This is a genomic window from Streptomyces griseoruber (genome assembly GCF_001514205.1).
Taxonomy (GTDB): domain Bacteria; phylum Actinomycetota; class Actinomycetes; order Streptomycetales; family Streptomycetaceae; genus Streptomyces; species Streptomyces griseoruber.
Window position 1 is genome coordinate 336,394 of sequence record NZ_KQ948766.1, and the last position, 16,820, is coordinate 353,213.

At 72.9% G+C, this 16,820-nt stretch carries 18 protein-coding genes; 3 read left to right on the plus strand and 15 right to left on the minus strand.

What is annotated here, in order from left to right:
• Positions 1 to 18: 18 nt before the first annotated feature.
• The 8 genes from AQJ64_RS13710 to AQJ64_RS13745 all read right to left on the minus strand — a co-directional run bounded on the left by AQJ64_RS13710 (position 19) and on the right by AQJ64_RS13745 (position 6,891).
• Positions 19 to 906, minus strand: a complete 888-nt coding sequence (locus AQJ64_RS13710; RefSeq protein WP_099053992.1) for a DUF5936 domain-containing protein — start codon at positions 904 to 906, stop codon at positions 19 to 21.
• A 16-nt stretch (positions 907 to 922) separates the two neighbouring features.
• Positions 923 to 1,867 (minus strand): type II secretion system F family protein, encoded by a 945-nt coding sequence (locus AQJ64_RS13715; RefSeq protein WP_055634794.1) that lies wholly within the window; start codon positions 1,865 to 1,867, stop codon positions 923 to 925.
• A 5-nt stretch (positions 1,868 to 1,872) separates the two neighbouring features.
• A complete protein-coding gene (locus AQJ64_RS13720; RefSeq protein WP_055634793.1) occupies positions 1,873 to 3,210 on the minus strand; it encodes a TadA family conjugal transfer-associated ATPase in 1,338 nt (445 codons plus the stop codon).
• A 17-nt stretch (positions 3,211 to 3,227) separates the two neighbouring features.
• Positions 3,228 to 3,584, minus strand: a complete 357-nt coding sequence (locus AQJ64_RS13725) for a TadE family protein (RefSeq protein WP_055634792.1) — start codon at positions 3,582 to 3,584, stop codon at positions 3,228 to 3,230.
• A 1-nt stretch (position 3,585) separates the two neighbouring features.
• Positions 3,586 to 3,915 (minus strand): pilus assembly protein, encoded by a 330-nt coding sequence (locus AQJ64_RS13730; RefSeq protein ID WP_244902656.1) that lies wholly within the window; start codon positions 3,913 to 3,915, stop codon positions 3,586 to 3,588.
• A 65-nt stretch (positions 3,916 to 3,980) separates the two neighbouring features.
• The gene (locus AQJ64_RS13735) at positions 3,981 to 5,234 is read right to left on the minus strand and encodes a CpaE/TadZ family protein (protein WP_059202656.1); all 1,254 of its coding nucleotides are present in this window, start codon (positions 5,232 to 5,234) and stop codon (positions 3,981 to 3,983) included.
• A gap of 13 nt (positions 5,235 to 5,247) precedes the next feature.
• Complete coding sequence (cpaB, locus tag AQJ64_RS13740; protein WP_055637709.1) at positions 5,248 to 5,952, minus strand: Flp pilus assembly protein CpaB; 705 nt, start codon at positions 5,950 to 5,952, stop codon at positions 5,248 to 5,250.
• 72 nt (positions 5,953 to 6,024) lie between these two features.
• Entirely contained in the window at positions 6,025 to 6,891 is an 867-nt protein-coding gene (locus AQJ64_RS13745; protein ID WP_079061641.1) for a hypothetical protein, read from the minus strand.
• A gap of 240 nt (positions 6,892 to 7,131) precedes the next feature.
• Between AQJ64_RS13745 and AQJ64_RS13750 the strand changes: the two genes are divergently transcribed.
• A complete protein-coding gene (locus AQJ64_RS13750) occupies positions 7,132 to 8,832 on the plus strand; it encodes a chitinase (protein WP_055637711.1) in 1,701 nt (566 codons plus the stop codon).
• A 33-nt stretch (positions 8,833 to 8,865) separates the two neighbouring features.
• Here the strand turns inward: AQJ64_RS13750 and AQJ64_RS13755 are convergent, their stop codons facing one another.
• The 4 genes from AQJ64_RS13755 to AQJ64_RS50065 form a co-directional block, all read right to left on the minus strand.
• Positions 8,866 to 9,165, minus strand: coding sequence for an SCO4225 family membrane protein (locus tag AQJ64_RS13755; protein WP_055637712.1), 300 nt, complete (start codon positions 9,163 to 9,165; stop codon positions 8,866 to 8,868).
• A 25-nt stretch (positions 9,166 to 9,190) separates the two neighbouring features.
• The gene (locus tag AQJ64_RS13760; RefSeq protein ID WP_059202657.1) at positions 9,191 to 9,874 is read right to left on the minus strand and encodes a response regulator; all 684 of its coding nucleotides are present in this window, start codon (positions 9,872 to 9,874) and stop codon (positions 9,191 to 9,193) included.
• Entirely contained in the window at positions 9,871 to 12,192 is a 2,322-nt protein-coding gene (locus AQJ64_RS13765; RefSeq protein WP_059202658.1) for an ATP-binding protein, read from the minus strand. The genes AQJ64_RS13760 and AQJ64_RS13765 overlap by 4 nt, the downstream gene beginning before the upstream one ends.
• Positions 12,193 to 12,278: 86 nt before the next feature.
• Complete coding sequence (locus tag AQJ64_RS50065; protein ID WP_059202659.1) at positions 12,279 to 12,653, minus strand: hypothetical protein; 375 nt, start codon at positions 12,651 to 12,653, stop codon at positions 12,279 to 12,281.
• A gap of 132 nt (positions 12,654 to 12,785) precedes the next feature.
• Between AQJ64_RS50065 and AQJ64_RS13775 the strand changes: the two genes are divergently transcribed.
• Both AQJ64_RS13775 and AQJ64_RS13780 read left to right on the plus strand, forming a co-directional pair.
• Positions 12,786 to 13,295: a SigE family RNA polymerase sigma factor gene (locus tag AQJ64_RS13775; protein ID WP_059202660.1), complete on the plus strand. Its 510-nt coding sequence runs from the start codon at positions 12,786 to 12,788 to the stop codon at positions 13,293 to 13,295.
• A 55-nt stretch (positions 13,296 to 13,350) separates the two neighbouring features.
• Positions 13,351 to 14,616 (plus strand): hypothetical protein, encoded by a 1,266-nt coding sequence (locus AQJ64_RS13780; RefSeq protein ID WP_059202661.1) that lies wholly within the window; start codon positions 13,351 to 13,353, stop codon positions 14,614 to 14,616.
• Here the strand turns inward: AQJ64_RS13780 and AQJ64_RS13785 are convergent.
• The 3 genes from AQJ64_RS13785 to AQJ64_RS13795 form a co-directional block, all read right to left on the minus strand.
• On the minus strand, positions 14,606 to 15,187 hold the full coding sequence (locus AQJ64_RS13785; protein WP_059202662.1) for an isochorismatase family protein: 582 nt from the start codon (positions 15,185 to 15,187) through the stop codon (positions 14,606 to 14,608). The genes AQJ64_RS13780 and AQJ64_RS13785 overlap by 11 nt on opposite strands.
• Before the next feature lie 91 nt (positions 15,188 to 15,278).
• The gene (locus AQJ64_RS13790) at positions 15,279 to 15,761 is read right to left on the minus strand and encodes an ATP-binding protein (protein ID WP_342342289.1); all 483 of its coding nucleotides are present in this window, start codon (positions 15,759 to 15,761) and stop codon (positions 15,279 to 15,281) included.
• A gap of 82 nt (positions 15,762 to 15,843) precedes the next feature.
• Positions 15,844 to 16,731, minus strand: coding sequence for an MEDS domain-containing protein (locus AQJ64_RS13795; protein WP_244902651.1), 888 nt, complete (start codon positions 16,729 to 16,731; stop codon positions 15,844 to 15,846).
• Between the last annotated feature and the right edge of the window lie 89 nt (positions 16,732 to 16,820).

Consider the following 16,820-nt stretch of genomic DNA (forward strand, 5'->3'; position numbering starts at 1 on the left):
GCCTTCATGACCGGCCGCCTACTCCCCCGTGATCGAGCTGAAGTCGGTGCCGGAGCCGAGCAGCATGCCCGCGCCGAGGAGGAGCATCGTCGCCGGGACCATGAAGGTGGTGATCATCAGCGTGGCCTTGGGGACGGCGCGGGCGGCCTTGCGGCGGGCGTTCTGGGCGTCCGTGCGGCGCATGTCCTTGGCGATGGCGACGAGTGTGTCGACGATCGGCGCACCCAGCTCCTCGCCCTGCTGGAGGGCGGTGACGAACATGGCGACCTGCTCGGAGTCGTTGCGGCGGCGGAGTTCCTCGAAGGCCTCCCGGCGGCTCATGCCGAGGTCCATCTGGCGGAGCGTGATGCGGATCTCGTCCGCCCAGGGGCCCTCGTACTTGGAGGCGACCCGGTCCAGGGCCTGGCGGAAGCCGAGGCCGGCGCTGACGACGACGGCGAGGACGTCGAGGAAGTCGGGCAGGGTGCGTTCGATGGCGTCCTTGCGGACCCGGATCGCCGACCAGATGCCGACCTCGGACCAGAAGGCGGCGAAGGCCAGCATGAGCAGGGCGACGAAGAAGCTGCCCTGGAGGAGGGCGGCCAGCGCGCCGAGGCCGCCGATCGCGCCGTAGACCGCGCGGCGGGCCGCGTAACGGTCGATCGTCAGGCCTCCGGGGTTGCCCGCGAGGTCGATGCGGCGGCGGTAGCGGGCGACCTGCCTGGGACCCATCAGACGCAGCACGGCGGGCGCGTACCGCATGCCCATGCGGTCGACGAGGGAGCCGACGGCGCTGGTGCGGGTGGCGCCGACCTCCAGGGCGAGGACGAGGTCGCTGGGGAGTTTCACCTCGGCCCGGTACATGCGGATCCCGGCGAAGATCCCCCAGACGGCGAGGCCCATGGCGAGGGCGAGCAGGAGTTCCACGGTGTACGTCCCCTCCTCAGACGTCGATGCGGGACATACGGCGGATGAGGACGAAGCCGACGGCGTAGAGGCCGAAGGCGACGATCACACAGGCCTGGCCGACGGCCGAGGACGTCATCCGGTCGAGGGTGCCGTCGTTGACGCCGTCCATGAGGAACAGGGCGCCGACGCCGAGCACCGGGACGGCGTACGAGGTCATGTTGACCTGGGAGAGCTGGGTGCGTACCTCGCGCCGGGTCTCCTTGCGTTCCTCCAGGGTCTCGGTGAGGTTGCGCAGGGCGCCGACGACCTGGCCGCCGGCCCGGTTGGAGAGGACCAGGGTGGTGACGAGGACGACGAGTTCGCGGGAGGGGAGGCGGTCGGCGAGTTCACCGAGGGCGTCGTCGATGGAGTGGCCGATGGCCAACTGGTCGGCGACCTTGCCGAGTTCCTCGCCGGCCGGGGCCTCCAGTTCCTCCGCGGCCATGCCGATCGCGGTGCGCAGGGCGAGGCCGGCGTGGGTGGCGTTGGCCAGGATGCGGGCCAGTTCGGGGAGTTGGTTGATGAACTTCTCGATGCGTTTCTGGCGCTGCCAGTTGAGGAACTGCAGGGCCGCCCAGAGGCCGAGGAGTCCGGCGAGCGGGCCGAAGAAGGGGGCCAGGACGGCCTGGCCGACCAGCCACAGGCCGGCCACCGTGGCGAGCATGTAGACGAAGAACTCGCCGGGGGTGACGTCCAGGCCGGTGGCCACGAGTTTCAGTTCCAGCCTGCGGCCCGCCCTGGTGCGGCGCAGCCGCCGGTCCAGGTCGCGGAAGCGGCGCCGGCGTCCGCCCAGGGGAGCCTGGCCGGTGTAGGACAGGCGCTCCACGAGGGCGGCGCGCTGGGCGTGGCCCTTGGCGTAGACGTGCACGCCCACGACGGCCAGGGCGCAGGTCAGGAGGGTCACGCCGGTGGTGAGGGTGATGAGGGTGTCGAGGTTCATCGCTGTTACCGGGCTTCCCTGGTCGTGAGTTCGAGTGCGTCGCGGGCGACCCCGAAGGCCTGGGGGATCGGCTGGCTCGCCATGTAGAGGCGGTCGGCGGTGCGGCGTGGGAGGGGGAAGTACCCGAAGGCGCCGTGGACGCGGCCGTCGGCGGTCATCGGGCGGGCGTCGAAGCGGGCGACGGTGGCCAGCCGGAAGGCCTCCGAGCCATGGCTGTCGAGGAGGGCGATCTCGGTGATCCGGCGGGCGCCGTCCGCGAACCGGGTCAGCTGCACGATGACGTCCACCGCGCTGTTGATCTGGTCGTGGAGGGCGACGAAGGGGATCTCGACGTCGGACATCGAGGCGAGGGTCTGGAGCCGCATCAGCGCGTCCTCGGCGCTGTTGGCGTGGACGGTGGCGAGCGAGCCGTCGTGGCCGGTGGACATCGCCTGGAGCATGTCGAGGGACTCGCCGCCGCGGACCTCACCGACCACGATCCGGTCGGGGCGCATCCGCAGCGAGTTGCGCACCAGGTCGCGGATGGTGATCCGGCCGTTGCCCTCGACGTTCGGCGGCCGGGACTCCAGGCGGATGACGTGGGACTGCTGGAGCTGGAGTTCGGCGGAGTCCTCGATGGTGATGATCCGCTCGCCCTCCGGGATGAGTCCGGACAGGGCGTTGAGCAGGGTGGTCTTGCCGGTGCCGGTGGCGCCGGAGACGATCACGTTGAACTTGGCCTGCACCAGCCCGGCGAGCAGGTAGAGCATCGGCTCGTCGAGGGAGCCGAAGCCGATGAGCTCGTTGAGGGTGAAGGAGCGCGGGAAGCGGCGGATGGTGAGGATGGGGCCGGTCAGGGAGAGCGGCGGGATGATCACGTTGACGCGTTCGCCGGACGGGAGGCGGGCGTCCACCATCGGGTTCGTCTCGTCGACGCGGCGGTTGACGGTCGAGACGATGCGTTCGATGGTCTGCATGAGCTGGTCGTTCGAGGCGAACCGCAGCGGGAGCTGTTCCACCCGGCCGGCCCGCTCGACGAAGATCGCGTCGGGGCCGTTCACCATGATCTCGGTGATGGAGGCGTCCTCCAGGAGCGGTTCCAGGATGCCCAGGCCGAGCGCCTCGTCGACCACCCGCCGGATCAGCTGTGAGCGCTCGCCCGTCGACAGCACCGGGCCCTCGCGGCTGATGATGTGCCCGAGGACCCGCTCCAGCCGGGCCCGGCGCTCGGCGGCCGCGAGCGAGCTCATCTCGGCGAGGTCGATCTCCTCCAGCAGCTTGGCCCGGTACGAGGAGACCAGGTGGCCGTCCTCGCCCCGCCCGCTGCCCTCCTCGGGGGAGCTGATGCGTGCCCGCAGGCTCATGGCGGTGCCGCCTTCCTTCAGTGGTCGACCGGCATCGTGGCCGTCTTGCGGGCGGTGCCGAAGTTCCCGATGCCCGGGATGACGGACGGGATGGTGACGGTGGAGGTGACCTGGACCTCGTCGCCCAGGTCGGCGCGGGAGCAGCTCACCGACAGCCAGCTGCTGACCGCCCGTGCGCAGTCCCCGGCGAAGTCCTGGTCGAGGGAGGCGCTGCGGGCCCCGGTGCGGGCCGCCGTGCCGGCCTGCTGGGCGGCGTACGCGAAGAGCCCGAGCTGGACGGCGCCCAGGGCGACGATGAGGAGCAGCGGCAGGAAGCCCAGGTACTCCAGGGCGACCTGACCCCGGTCGCCGCGTCTGCGGGGTCCGTACGGCATCTCAGTCGTCCTCCTCCTCGACGGCGCCCGCGTGTCCGTGCACCGTGAACGGGAAGTCGATCGTGCCCGGGAACAGGACGGGGACGCGCAGGGAGACGTCGGCGGTCACGTAGCCGCCGCCGGTGCCGCAGTCCACGTCCGCGTTCCCCCTCCACGCGTCCCCCAGCTTGTCCAGGCCCGCCTCCTGGCAGGCCCCCTCCCGCTCCCCCGGGTGCGCCGCCGTGCCCGCCCGCACCGCCTCGTCGGCAGCGTTCCCCGCGAGCGTGAACGTGTACCCCACCAGTACGAACTGCCACACCACCACCAGGGTCACGATGATCAGCGGGGTCATGCCGAGGAACTCGACGGTGACCTGGCCGCGATCGCTCCTGTACGGGCGGAGCCTCGTCACGGCGCTCACTCCTTCCGCCGCCGGAAGCCGCCGGTGCCCCGGTCCGTGCCCCGGGCGCGCCCGCCCCGGCGCACGAGGGCCGTCTCCGGCGCCTTGACCAGGCCCAGTTCGGCGGCGAGCGCCCACAGGGCCTGGCGGACGGTGCCCTTGCCGTCGAGGGCGTGGACGCGGCCTGCGTCGACCGCCGCCTGGAGTTCCCGGAAGTTGGCGGGGACCGCGGTGGCGGCGACGGCCGTGCCGGTGATCTTCTGGATGAGCGGGGGCTGGATCTCCGTACCGCGGGTGTGCCGGTTGACGACGACGGTCGTCTCCTCGGCCTTGCGGACCTGGAGCCGGTCCCACATCCGGACGGTGCGTTTGGCGCCGCGGACGGCGACCACGTCCGGGGTGGTGACGAGCAGGGCGCGGTCGGCCATCTCGACGGCGGCGGCTCCGGCGCCGCTGAGCTGGGCGCCGCAGTCGACGATCACGACCTCGTAGCGGGAGCGCAGGGCGCCGACGATCTGGCGTACGGCGCGGTCGGTGACCTCCTCGCCGCGTTCGCCCTCGGCGGGGGCGAGGAGGAGGGCCAGTCCGCAGTCGTGGCGGAAGACGGCCTCGGCGAGGATGCGGGGCGAGAGGTCGGTGATGGCGGCGAGGTCGACGACCGAGCGGCGGAACTGGACGTCCAGGTAGGAGGCGACGTCGCCGGTCTGCAGGTCGAGGTCGACGAGCGCGGTGGGCCGGCCGGAGGCCTGGGCGGCGAGGGCGAGCTGCACGGCGGTGAGGGTGGCCCCCACTCCGCCCTTGGCGCCGCTGACGGTGACGACGGTGCCGCCGACGCCGGGGAGCACATCGCCCCCGTGGCCGAGATGACGTCGTACGCCCACGGACCACTGGGCGACGGACTGGACGCGGTGGGCCAGTTCCTCGTAGCCGAGGGGGAGCGTGACGACTCCTCGGGCGCCGGAGTCCATGGCGGCCTGGAAGAGGCCGGGGCCGGTGTCGGTGGTGACGAGGACGACCCCGACCGCCGGGAAGCGCAGGGCGACCTCGCGGACCAGCTCCAGTGCCGGGACGGGGCCGATGCGTTCGTGGACGATCACGACCTCGGGGAGTTCGTCGACGGACTCGGCGGCGAGGCGGGCGAGGGTGTCGACGAGCTGGGTGGAGTCGGCGACCGGGGTGACCGGTTCGGCGTCCGGGAGCTGGCTGAGCAGGGTGGTGAGGGAGCGGACCGCGTCCGCGTCGCCGACGGCCGGGAGGATCCTCGTGGGCATGGGCGGCGGCCTCTCACTTGTCCGTGACGAGTTCGTACGTACGGTCCTGGTCGGGGATCGTGGTGGCGCCGCCGGGGGCCACGAGGGCGAGGCGGACGCGCTTGGCGAAGGACTCGGCGTACGTGATGCGCTGGGCGTCCAGGGTCGACAGCGCGAAGGTGATGGGAACCGCGTCGGTGGCGCTGTCGCGGTCGTTGCGGTCGGGTTCGAGGGCGGTGATCTCGCCGACGTCGAGGACGCGCGCGTTGGTGACGATGATCTTCGACTGGTCGGGGTCGCTGTCGCGGGCGCCCTCGAAGGTGGCGTACACGTTGACCGAGGAGCCGGGCCTGATCTTGCCCGCCACGCCGGTCGCCGCGTCGACCATGATGGCGACCTCCTGCTGCCCCGGCTGGAGGGCGGGCTGGTCGACGATCATGTCGCTCTGCAGGAGCGAGCCCTTCTTCAGGGTCGTCACGGCGATCTTGTCCCGGATCGCGGCGAGGTCGGTGACGGCGTTCTGGGACAGCCAGCGCTTCGGCATCTCGATCTTCTTGAACTGGCCCTCCTCGAGGGCCGTGTACGGCGCGATGTCGGAGCGCAGCTCGTAGGCGCTGACTTCGGGGCCGACCTTGGAGTTCACGTCGTCGATGACGGAGAGGACGCCGGCGAAGGCACCGAGGGCGCACAACACCGACAGGAGCAGGAGAATCACGCCGCGGCGCTGACGGGAGTTCATGGAACCGTGCAACCTCGTTGGGGGTCGGGTCGAGCGGGAACGGTGGTCGGTGCGTCGGTGCTTTCCGGTGTCTCAGCCGGTGGTGAGGGCGCGGACGGAGCGGGCGGTGAGCTCGGCGGCGGGCGGCGGGGTGGCGGAGCAGAACACGCAGCGGTCGCCGATGACGTCGATCCCGCACCAGTGGCAGACGCCCTGCCGCACCGAGGCGACGAGCTGGTAGAGGACCGACAGGTCGGGCAGATAGGCGCAGAACTCGATCAGTTTGGGGGTGCCCCACCAGTCGGCGGACTCGGCGGGTGCCTCGGTCTCCCGCAGGCCCTGGGCCTTCCAGGCGGGGGCGAGGGTGCCGGTGACCCAGTCGGACTGGAGCTGACCGCGGCCGACGAGCATCCAGGTCCCGAACTCGGGCCCGGGGAGGGTGACGTCGGGGGCGGCCTTGACCAGTTCCGGCTGTGGATGGGCGAGCACGCCGAACTGACTACCCGGAACCCACGACCGGGCATGCGACTTCAGTCCGACGACCGGGACGCGGTCGAGCCGGGCGACGGAGCCGAGGAGCGCGCCCGCGTGGAGGTAGTGGGTGAGCAGCCGGCCCGCCGAGGCGAGCACGCCCGGCCCGAGGTCGCAGGAGGCGAGCTGGCGGAGCTGGCGGGCGAGGACGGCGACGCCGAGGGGCGGCAGGTCGGGCCGGTACAGCGCGATGCGGTCGCTCTCCAGGAGCGAGCGGATGGTGTGCAGCCGCTGTTCCACGGCGGGCGGGACGGCCCGTGAGTACACGACGACGAGGTGTCCGTGCTGTTCGACGAGGAGTTGTACGGCGTCCAGGGCCTGTTCCAGCGGCTGCCGGTCCAGGTCGGCGAGCACGACGGCGGGCAGGGTCCGCTCGTCCTGCGGCGGCAGCGCCAGGTCGGCGCCGGTCACGGCAACGGCAGTTGGCACGCGCAGCTCCCCGATTCCCGCGGTCCGGCCCGCCGGGAGTTACTCCGGCGCACCGAGGTGACTTCATTGCGTGACTACGTCAGCACTGTAACCACGCGCTTGTGGCCGGAGAACAGCTTTCCGTAGCTGGTAAGGAACTGTTCTTCGCGCAAGTCACGGCAAAACGGGGCAGGTTGCGCACACGGACCCTCCACAAGCGGATCTCTTGACAAGCGAATTGGTCTGGACCAACGTGTTGTCATGTCCCCACATAAACGAGTGACGAGGATCTGGACGAGGATCTGGTCGGGGTCGGTCACCGCCGCCCTCGCCCTGTCCCTGGCGGGCGCGGCTCAGGCGTCCGCCGCGGACCTGAACAACGCGAAGAACGCCGGCTTCGAGTCCGGCCTGGCCAACTGGTCCTGTACGGCCGGCAGCGGTACGACGGTGCCCTCGCCGGTGCACGGCGGCGCGGCCGCCCTCAAGGCGACGCCGGCCGGCCAGGACAACGCCAAGTGCACCCAGACGGTGGCCGTGCGGCCCGACTCCACCTACACGCTCAGCGCGTGGGTGCAGGGCGGCTACAGCTACCTGGGCGTGACGGGCACCGGCACCACGGACGTGTCCACCTGGACCCCGGACTCGACGGCCTGGAAACAACTCCGGACCACCTTCACCACAGGCGCGTCGACCACGTCCGTGACGGTCTACACCCACGGCTGGTACGGCCAGCAGCCCTACTACGCGGACGACCTCTCGGTCTACGGCCCCGACGGCGGCGGAGGCGGCGACCCGGCCCCCACGATCCCCGCCGCGCCGACGGCCCTGGCGGTCTCGGGAACCACCTCTTCCTCGGTCTCCCTCTCCTGGTCCGGCGTCTCGAACGCGACGGGCTACAACGTCTACCGGGCGGGCACGAAGGTCGCCTCCGTGACCGGCGCCTCGGCGACCGTGACCGGGCTCGCGGCCTCGACGTCGTACAGCTTCCAGGTGACGGCGACGAACACGGCGGGCGAGTCGCCGAAGTCGGCGGCGGTGACGGGCACGACGACGGCGACCGGGACCCCCGGCGCCTCGCTCCCCAGGCACGCGGTGACCGGCTACTGGCAGAACTTCAACAACGGCGCCAGGGTCCAGCGCATCTCGGACGTGCCGTCCGCGTACGACATCATCGCGGTGGCCTTCGCCGACGCGACGACGACACCGGGCGCCGTCACCTTCAACCTCGACTCCGCCGGTCTCGGCGGCTACACGGTCGCCCAGTTCAAGGCCGACATCAGGGCCGAGCAGGCGGCCGGCAAGAAGGTGATCGTCTCGGTCGGCGGGCAGAACGGCACGGTGTCGGTGAACGACGCGACGTCCGCGGCGAACTTCGCGAACTCGGTCTACTCGCTGATGCAGACGTACGGCTTCGACGGCGTCGACATCGACCTGGAGAACGGCCTGAACGCCACGTACATGAGCCAGGCGCTGCGGTCGCTCTCCTCGAAGGCGGGCTCTTCCCTCATCCTGACGATGGCGCCCCAGACGATCGACATGCAGTCCACGTCCACCGCGTACTTCCAGACCGCCCTGAACGTGAAGGACATCCTCACGGTCGTCAACATGCAGTACTACAACAGCGGTTCCATGCTGGGCTGCGACGGCAAGGTGTACAGCCAGGGCTCGGTGGACTTCCTGACGGCCCTCGCCTGCATCCAGCTGGAGGGCGGCCTCGCCCCGTCCCAGGTCGGCCTGGGCCTGCCGGCCTCGACGAGCGGCGCGGGCAGCGGCTATGTCCCGCCGACCGTGGTGAACAACGCCCTGGACTGCCTCACGAAGGGCACCGGCTGCGGCTCCTTCAAACCCTCGAAGACCTACCCGGACCTCCGGGGCGCGATGACCTGGTCCACCAACTGGGACGCCTCCGCGGGCAACGCGTGGTCGTCGGCGGTGGGGCCGCATGTGCACGCGCTGCCGTGAGGTACGGCGACTGAGGTGAGCGACGACGCCCGGTCACCGGCGCAGGGTGCGGGCGCACCAGCCGATGACCGTGGCGTTGACCAGGGCGCCGAGGGCGACGGACAGGACGAGCATCGAGAGGTGGTCCGGGAGCCAGAACAGGACCAGGCCGGCCGGGGCCGTGGCGAGGAGGGGGATGACCCCTGCCATGGACTCGCCCGAGTCGTCGGTCAGGGTGACCGCCAGGGCCCAGATCAACAGGGCCGCGCAGAGGCCCAGATAGGCGAGGGCGAAGACATCGGTCAGGGCGTGCCGCAGTCGGTCGGTCACGGTGTCGTTCACGGTGTCGGTCACGGAGGCTCTCCTGTCTGTCGGCGGGTCAGAGGTGCAGGCCGGGTGGGTTCGGGCGGGCCAGGCCCAGGTCGTAGGCGAGGATCGTCGCCTGGACGCGGTCCCGCAGCCCGAGCTTGCGCAGCAGCGCGTTGACGTGGGACTTGACCGTGCCCACGGTGATGCCCAGCTGATCGGCGATCTCCGCGTTGTTGAGACCGGCCGCCACCAGGGTGAGGACACCCCGCTGGCTGGCGGTCAGGGTGTCCAGTCCGGGGGCGGGCGGGCCGGACGAGGCCTGCCCGCCGCCGCCCGCGGCGTAGTGGCCGATCAGCCGCCGGGTCGCGGAGGGGGCGAGCACGCTCTCCCCGGCCGCCACCACCCGGATGCCCTGGAGGAGTTCGGCGGGCTGGACGTCCTTGAGGAGGAAGCCCGAGGCTCCGGCGCGCAGGGCGTCGAAGACATACGCGTCGAGGTCGAAGGTGGTCAGGACGAGGACCCGGGGCGCGTCCTCCCGGCCGGTGATGATGCGGGTGGCGGCGATGCCGTCGAGTTCGGGCATGCGTACGTCCATGACGACCACGTCGGGACGGAGTTCCTCCGCCAGCCGCACCGCGCTCGCGCCGTCGCCGGCCTCGCCGACGACCGTCAGGTCCTCCTCGGCGTCGATCACCGCGGCGAACCCCGCCCGTACGATGCCCTGGTCGTCGACGACCAGCACGTTGAGACTCATCGTTCCCTCTTCTCCTCACCCTGCTCCGCCACCGGCGCGAACGGCAGCCGGAGGCCGACCGGACCGGGCGCCTCGGTGGTCAGGGTGCCGCCGAGCGCCGCGATCCGCGCCGTGAGCCTCTCCCGCAGGGCGGGGCGGGCGCCAAGCGGCACACCGGTGGCGGTCAGCGTCAACGTAGTTCCGTCCGCGTCGAGTTCGAGCAGGGCGGGATCCTCGCCGCCGGCCGCGAGCAGTGTCTCGGCGGCATGGTAGGCGGTCAGGTCCACCGCCGTGGGCAGCCGGTCCGGTACGCGGTCGGTGAGCCGTATCTCGATGTCGCGGCCGGTGGCCCGGCACTGGGCGGCGAGCAGGTCGAGGGCCTGGAGGGTGGGCTGGGGGCGCAGTTCGGGCGCCGTCTCGTCCTCCCGGACCGCGTCGAGCAGGGCGCGCATCGCGGCCAGGGCCTCCCGGGCGCGGCCGACGGTGGAGTCGAGCCGCCCCGCCTCAGCCTCGGCGACCATGCCGGCGGTGCGGGCCAGCACGGTGGTCTCCAGCCCGGCGGCGATCCGGCGCCGCTCGGCCCACGCGTCCCGGACGGCCTCCCCGGTCCAGGCGGCGAGGCGCTCCTCCCGCGCACCCCGGTCGGCCCGGTCGCGCCGCCCCCGCCGCGCCCCGGCCCCCACGGCCGCCCCGGCCACCGCCAGGACCCCCACCGTCACGCCCGCGGCCACCGCCCACCCGGGCACCGCCGTACCCCGATCCAGGACGGCGCCGGTCGCGGCCCCCGCATGGACCACCACCGCCGCCAGGACGACCGCGAGCAGCGGACGATCCCCGAAGAGGGCCACGGAGTCGCCCACACGGCGTTCCACCCGTGCCGCCAGTGCCGCGCAGGTCGCGAGCATGCTCAGGGCGGGCGGCAGGAGCACCGGGCCGGTGTAGTCGCCCAGCGCCATCGCCACCGGCCACAGCGGGGCCAGGGCGAGCAGGGCGGCGAGGGCGAGCCGGGGTGTCCGGCGCAGCCACAGCAGGGCGACCGCCTGGGCCGCGGCGAGCAGGGCGAACAGCGCGCCCGCCGTGATGTGCGAGGTGTACGACGCGGTGTCCGCGCGGATCACCAGCGCCGGGAGCAGTGGCTGGAGGGACAGCCCGAGCGCGGCGACGACCTGGGCGAGGCGGTAGCCCCGCGGCACGCTTCCCTCCACCGGCGCGGAGCTGCGGCCGGGCAGGGCCGCGCGCACCTCCCAGCCGCCGTCGGCCGTCGGACCGGTGCTCAAGGTGCCGCCCGCCTCCCGGGCGCGGGAACGCAGGAAACCCTGGCCGCGGCCGCCGCCGAGGCCCGCCGCGTGCGCCGCCGCGCCGGCCGGCGGGGCCGCGCTGGTGACCACGACGTCGGTGCGGGTGTCGCCGTACCGGCACAGCACCGTCGTACGGGCGCCGGGTGCGTGGCGCGCCACGTTGGTCAGCGCCTCGCGCACGATGCCGTACGCCGCGTCCGCGACGATCCCGTCCGGCAGCGGGTCGATCTCGCAGTCCACGGGCTGGTCGAGCCTGCGGAACCCCGCGACGAGCGCGAGCAACCGCTCCTCGGGCGTGGGCAGTTCCTCCCGTGAGGGCGTCGGCGCCCGGACCGCGCCGAGGGCGCGGGTGACCTCCCGGCCGGTCTCGGCCGCGAACCGCAGGGCCTCCTGGGCCAGTTCGGGGCGCCGCTCGCGCAGCCCGAGCGCCGCGCCCGCGGTGACCACCACGGCGGTCAGATGGTGGGCGCTGACGTCGTGCAACTCCCTTTCCATCCGGCGCCGTTCGGCGGCGGGGAGCCGGTGGCGCTCGGCCTCGGCGCGGCGCAGCGCCCGCTCGGCCGCCTGCCGGGCCCGCCGGACCCGCCGGGCCACCAGGCCGCCGCCGCACGCGGCCCCGTACAGCAGGGCGGTGAGGGCGACGCCCAGGCCGTCGCCGTCCCTGAGCCCGTGCAGGGTGACGTCCTGCGTCAACTGCCAGAAGGGGAGCGCGACCACGCACAGTACGGCGGTGAAGGTGTCGCGCTCGCTCGCCACGGTGAACAGGGCCAGCGCGGCACCCGCGGTCCCGAACACGGCCACCGCCCCCGTGGGCAGCGGCCCGGCCCCCAGCCCGCAGGCGACGGCCACCAGGACCAGGGTGGTCACCGGGCGGGCCCGGCGCAGGGCGAGCGCGGCGGTCAGCGGTCCGGCGACCAGGGCGGCCACGAGCAGGTCGGAAGCGGAGGGGACGCTGCCGCGCACGAGCGCCGCCCCGGGCCACACCAGCGCCTGGACGCAGATCAGCAGGACCGGGATCAGCCGGTCGTCGGTTCGCTTCATGGTGCGCCCAGGCTAGGGCCGCAGGTGAGGGGCCCGACTCCCGCTCGGGTCGTATTCCCGCCTCTTACCTGGGTTGCAGATCCCGCCTAGCCCAGCGGCCGGTAGTGGCCGAGCACCCAGGCCAGCTGCGTGAACCAGGTCTGGAGCAGTTCGCGCGGCCGGGCGTTCACGACGCACTCGTACACCCGGCCGTCCAGGTGGACCACGGCGACCATCAGCGCCTTGCCGTTGGGGCTCGCCTTGTAGTGGACGCTGCGGATCTCGGGCCAGGGGAAGTCGACCGTGATGTCGTACATCTCGAAGGCCACGCCGGAGACGTCGACGACGATCGAGTTGTGCTTGTCGACGGCGAGGAACTCGGGCCCGGGAGGGGCGGGTTGCGGCGGCCCCGGCGCGTACGGGGGCGGGGGCGGTCCGAAGCCCGGCGGGACGGCCGGGGGTGGCGGCGGCTGGTCTGTCACCCGGGCAACCTACCCGGAGCCCCCTGTGCACCCACTTTCGGTCCCCCCTGAAACATTTCCCCCGTCCCACCGCATCAAGGAGGTGAGGACGGCACAGCGACCGAACAGAGCGGCTGACACAGGGGGACTCGTATGAGGAAGGTCCGTGCGGACGAGTACGCCGAGTTCGCGGCGGCGCGCACCGGGCATCTGTACCGGTCCGCGTGTCTGCTCACCGCCGGGGACACCCATCTCGCCGAGGATCTGGTGCAGGAGACCCTCGGCAGGCTGTACGTCCGCTGGGGCCGGGTGTCCCGGGCGGACAACCCGGCGGCGTACGCGCAGACCGTCCTGACCCGCACCTACCTCGCCCATCAGCGCAGACGCAGCAGCCGGGAGCGGGCCGTGGAGACGTTCCCCGACCTGCCGGACGGCGGCGGCACCGACACACCGCTGCGGCTCACCCTGCTCCAGGCGCTCGGCCGGCTGCCCGCGAAGGACCGGGCCGTGGTGGTGCTGCGGTACTGGGAGGACCGGTCGATCGAGGAGACCGCCGGTGCCCTGAACGCCAGCTCGGCGGCCGTACGGACCCGGTCCTCGCGGGCGCTGGGACGGCTGCGGGAGCTGCTGGGCGAGGACATCGGCGAGTACGTACGCCCCTGACCACGCGCCCCCTCACTTCGACTTCATCCAGAGCCCGTGGAAACGGTGGTTCACCATGCCCGCAGACCAGCACACCGGCCCCTTCGAGGACCGTCTCACCGCCGCACTGCACGAGGTCGGGGGCGCCTTCGACGCCCCGCGCACCGAACTCGCCGCCGCGGGTGCCCGGCGCGGCCGGCGGCTCCAGTTGCAGCGCCGGGCCGCGCTCGCGGGGAGCGCGGCGAGCCTCGCGCTCGTCGGGGTGGGCGGCGCGCTGCTCGTGCCCTGGCACGGCACGCCCGCCCCGCACCCCTCCTCGGTCGCCGGCAGCGGCACCCCCGATCCGGCGCGCACCTACTCCGCCGACGACGTCGTGCGCACCCTCCAGAAGCTGCTCCCCCGGGGCAGGTTCACCAGCACGGAGGCGCGCGGCACCGACGAAGAGCTGCCGCCGCTCGCGGTGGGGGTGTTCGACGACGGCCACGGCGAGGGATCCCTCTCCGTGGGCTTGGAGCGGATCACAGCGAGCGGACGGAACCTCAATCCCTCCGCCGAGGTGATGCCCTGCCCCGAGGGAACGCAGTCGGACTTCGACAGCTGCACGACGGAGAGCCTGCCCGACGGCTCCGCGATCACGGTCTACCAGGGCTACGAGTATCCCGACCGCCGGGTCGACACCAAGGCGTGGGGCGCCGATCTCGTCACCCCGGACGGCCACCACGTCGGCGTCATCGAGTGGAACTCCCCGGCGGAGAAGGGCAAGCCGATCACCCGGACCGATCCGCCCCTGGGCCCGAAGCAGCTGAAGGCGCTCGCCTCGGCCGCCGAGTGGCGCGAGATCATCGACGCCCTCCCGGAGGTGAAGACGCCGAGCGCCGCCACCGGTGGCCCCACCCGTCCCGGGGAACTGACCGGGCCGACGATCCTGCGCAAGCTCAAGCTGCTGCTGCCCAAGAAGGCCGCCATCGTCTCCAGCGGCAGCGAGGAGACCGGGTACGGCTACTTCGTCGTCGACGACGGCAAGGGCCGCAGCCTCGTCCAGGTCAATGTGCAGCCCGGCATGTCCGATGTCACCGGCGAGCTCTTCGGCTCCGGCACCGAGACCCTGGCCGACGGCACCCTGGTCACGGTCCGCGAGGAGCCCGGCGAGAAGGGCGGGGCGGGGGTCGTGATGTGGACGGCGGACACCCTGCGCAAGAACGGGCTGCGGGTCGTGATCAGCGCCTTCAACACCGGTGACCAGAACAAGGACGCGACCCGCAAGGCGCCCGCCCTCACCCTGGGCGATCTGCGGCGGATCGCGCTCAGCCCGCAGTGGCTGACCGACACGGTCACCCCTTGAGCAGCGCCAGGATCTCCTCGGTGGTCCCCGGCTCGCCGATCAGCGGGAAGAGGTACGACACGCTGTGCTGGTGGGCGTCCTCGTCGATGTCGGTCATCGCGTCGACGGCGAACGTGACGTGGTAGCCGTGCTCATGGGCGGCGCGGGCGGTCGACTCGACGCCGAGGCTGGTGGCGATGCCGCCGAGGACGATCTGGGTGATGCCCCGGCGGCGCAGCTGGATGTCCAGGTCGGTGCCGAGGAAGGCGCCCCAGTTCCGCTTGGTGACGAGGATGTCCCCGTCGTGGCCGGTGAGCGGTTCGGCGATCGGGCCGAGGTCGTAGGGGCGGGAGCGGCCGCCGGCCAGCCGGGCCGCCTCACTGCGGCCGGGCACGGCGTCGGCGCCGTCGGGCGAGGTGGCCATGCGGACCAGGATCACGGGGGCGCCGACGGCCCGGAATCCGTCGGCGAGCGTGGCGGCCCGGGCGACCACGTCGGCCGCCGGGTAGGGCTTGGTCGGGGCGGCGAGCGTGCCCGCCTGAAGGTCGATCAGCACGAGGGCGGTCTTGTCGTCCAGCACGGTCACGGCCACGGCGGGGCACCTCTCCTGGGGGAGCACGAGCCTAGGAGGGGTACTTGCCAAACTCAAGCTTGAGAAACTCAAACTTGCCCTGCGCAACTAATCAGTGCCCGAAAGGGCACGTTCCCAGCTCGAACCACGAGGTCCTCCCCGCGCCCTCCCGCCGGCACCCCCACCGCCGGGCCATCGCGTCCACCAGGAACAGCCCCCGCCCGCTCTCCGCCCGGCAGCCCTCCTCCTCCTTCTCCTCCTCCGGCCCGCACCACCCCCGGTCCGCCACCTCGCACCGCAGCACCCCGTGCGCGGCCGTCAGCGTGAGCCGGAAACGGCTCCCCGACCGGAGCAGCGCATGCGTGGCCAGCTCACTGACGAGCAGCTCGGCGGTGTCGACCAGATCGCCGCGCTCCGCGAGCCCCCACCCCTCCAGCTGTCTGCGCACCTGCGCCCGTGCCTCCCGCACGACGGCGGGCCGGGGTTCGTACTCGGCACTCCAGTGGCCGGCGCCCATCGGCGGCTGGGGATGGGCGCCGTAGCGAGGGGCGGGTTCCGGGCGGGGTCCTCCGCCGGAGAGTCGCAGCATGGCCATGGCCTCAGGATGTCCTCCCCGGGCCTTTCCCGTACGGGGAGGACTACCCGATTCCGTACCCGCACCGCTCACCCGGGTGGGCTCACGCGTACTGCAACCGTACGGCCGTACCCCCGCCACCGGCGTCGCGGACGTCGACGTACGCGCACACCTGGCGGGCGTACCAGAGCCCCTGGCCGGGGGCCGGCCCGGCGGCCGGGGGCGGGACGAAACCGACGAGCGGGTCGTCGATCCGTTCGGCCAGCAGGAGTTCGCAGACACAGCCGGGCGCCTCGCCCCAGAGCGCCGCGCCGGTGACCCGGCCGAGGGTGGCGGCCTCGGTGACGGCCGTGGTGAACGTCTCCGCGTCGGCGCCGCCCAGCCCACGCCCGGCGGCCCAGGCGCGCACGGCCTCGGGCGCCGGTTCGGAGAGCCGCCGCGCGTCGGACGGGGTCGGCGGCAGCGGTACGGCGTCCAGTTCGGCGGCGATCAGGACCGGGTCCTCGTACACGCCCGTGCCGGGGTGGGCGCGGCGGGCCGCCTCGATGAGGACCCCGCCCGCGGTACGGGTGTCGTAGACGCACATCGCGGTGGTCGCGGCGGAGGCGAAGAGGAGGTTGGCGAGGGCCTCGTAGCGGATCCACTCGGCGCTCTCGCGGGGGGAGCGGCCGGCGCGGCCGTTCCACACCGGTTCCATGAGGAGGTGCATCCGGCCGCCGGGGCCGCCGTGTCCGGCGAGGTGGGCGGCGGCGCGGGCGACGGCGTTGGCGGCGGAGCCGGTGTACCAGTCGGTGTGCGGGAGGAAGCCGATGTGGCGGGCGTCGGCGCCGAGGGCGTCGCGCAGGAGGTCCAGCCGGTCGGGGGCGAGGATCGCCATCGGCGGCGGCTCGTCGGGGGCGGCGAGCCCCTCGGCGAGGAAGGGCAGGGCATCGGCGAGGAAGCCCTCGTCGGTGCCGAAGACGGTCATGCGGTGGTCGAACGTGCCGGACACGGACGGAGAGGGAGAAGGGGACGGGGAGGGCGAGGACGGAGCGGTCATGGGTCCCTCGTGGATCGATGGGGTGGGTCGGGTGGGTGCGG

Excerpts from the sequence above, each read along its gene's own strand:
- cpaB (WP_055637709.1), bottom strand. The coding sequence starts at position 5,952 with ATGAACTCCCGTCAGCGCCGCGGCGTGATTCTCCTGCTCCTGTCGGTG.
- AQJ64_RS13715 (WP_055634794.1), bottom strand. The coding sequence starts at position 1,867 with ATGAACCTCGACACCCTCATCACCCTCACCACCGGCGTGACCCTCCTG.
- AQJ64_RS13765 (WP_059202658.1), bottom strand. The coding sequence starts at position 12,192 with ATGAAGCGAACCGACGACCGGCTGATCCCGGTCCTGCTGATCTGCGTC.
- AQJ64_RS13760 (WP_059202657.1), bottom strand. The coding sequence starts at position 9,874 with ATGAGTCTCAACGTGCTGGTCGTCGACGACCAGGGCATCGTACGGGCG.
- AQJ64_RS13730 (WP_244902656.1), bottom strand. The coding sequence starts at position 3,915 with ATGACCCCGCTGATCATCGTGACCCTGGTGGTGGTGTGGCAGTTCGTA.
- AQJ64_RS13720 (WP_055634793.1), bottom strand. The coding sequence starts at position 3,210 with ATGAGCCTGCGGGCACGCATCAGCTCCCCCGAGGAGGGCAGCGGGCGG.
- AQJ64_RS13780 (WP_059202661.1), top strand. The coding sequence starts at position 13,351 with ATGCCCGCAGACCAGCACACCGGCCCCTTCGAGGACCGTCTCACCGCC.
- AQJ64_RS13735 (WP_059202656.1), bottom strand. The coding sequence starts at position 5,234 with ATGCCCACGAGGATCCTCCCGGCCGTCGGCGACGCGGACGCGGTCCGC.
- AQJ64_RS13725 (WP_055634792.1), bottom strand. The coding sequence starts at position 3,584 with ATGCCGTACGGACCCCGCAGACGCGGCGACCGGGGTCAGGTCGCCCTG.
- AQJ64_RS13790 (WP_342342289.1), bottom strand. The coding sequence starts at position 15,761 with ATGGCCATGCTGCGACTCTCCGGCGGAGGACCCCGCCCGGAACCCGCC.
- AQJ64_RS13750 (WP_055637711.1), top strand. The coding sequence starts at position 7,132 with ATGTCCCCACATAAACGAGTGACGAGGATCTGGACGAGGATCTGGTCG.
- AQJ64_RS13775 (WP_059202660.1), top strand. The coding sequence starts at position 12,786 with ATGAGGAAGGTCCGTGCGGACGAGTACGCCGAGTTCGCGGCGGCGCGC.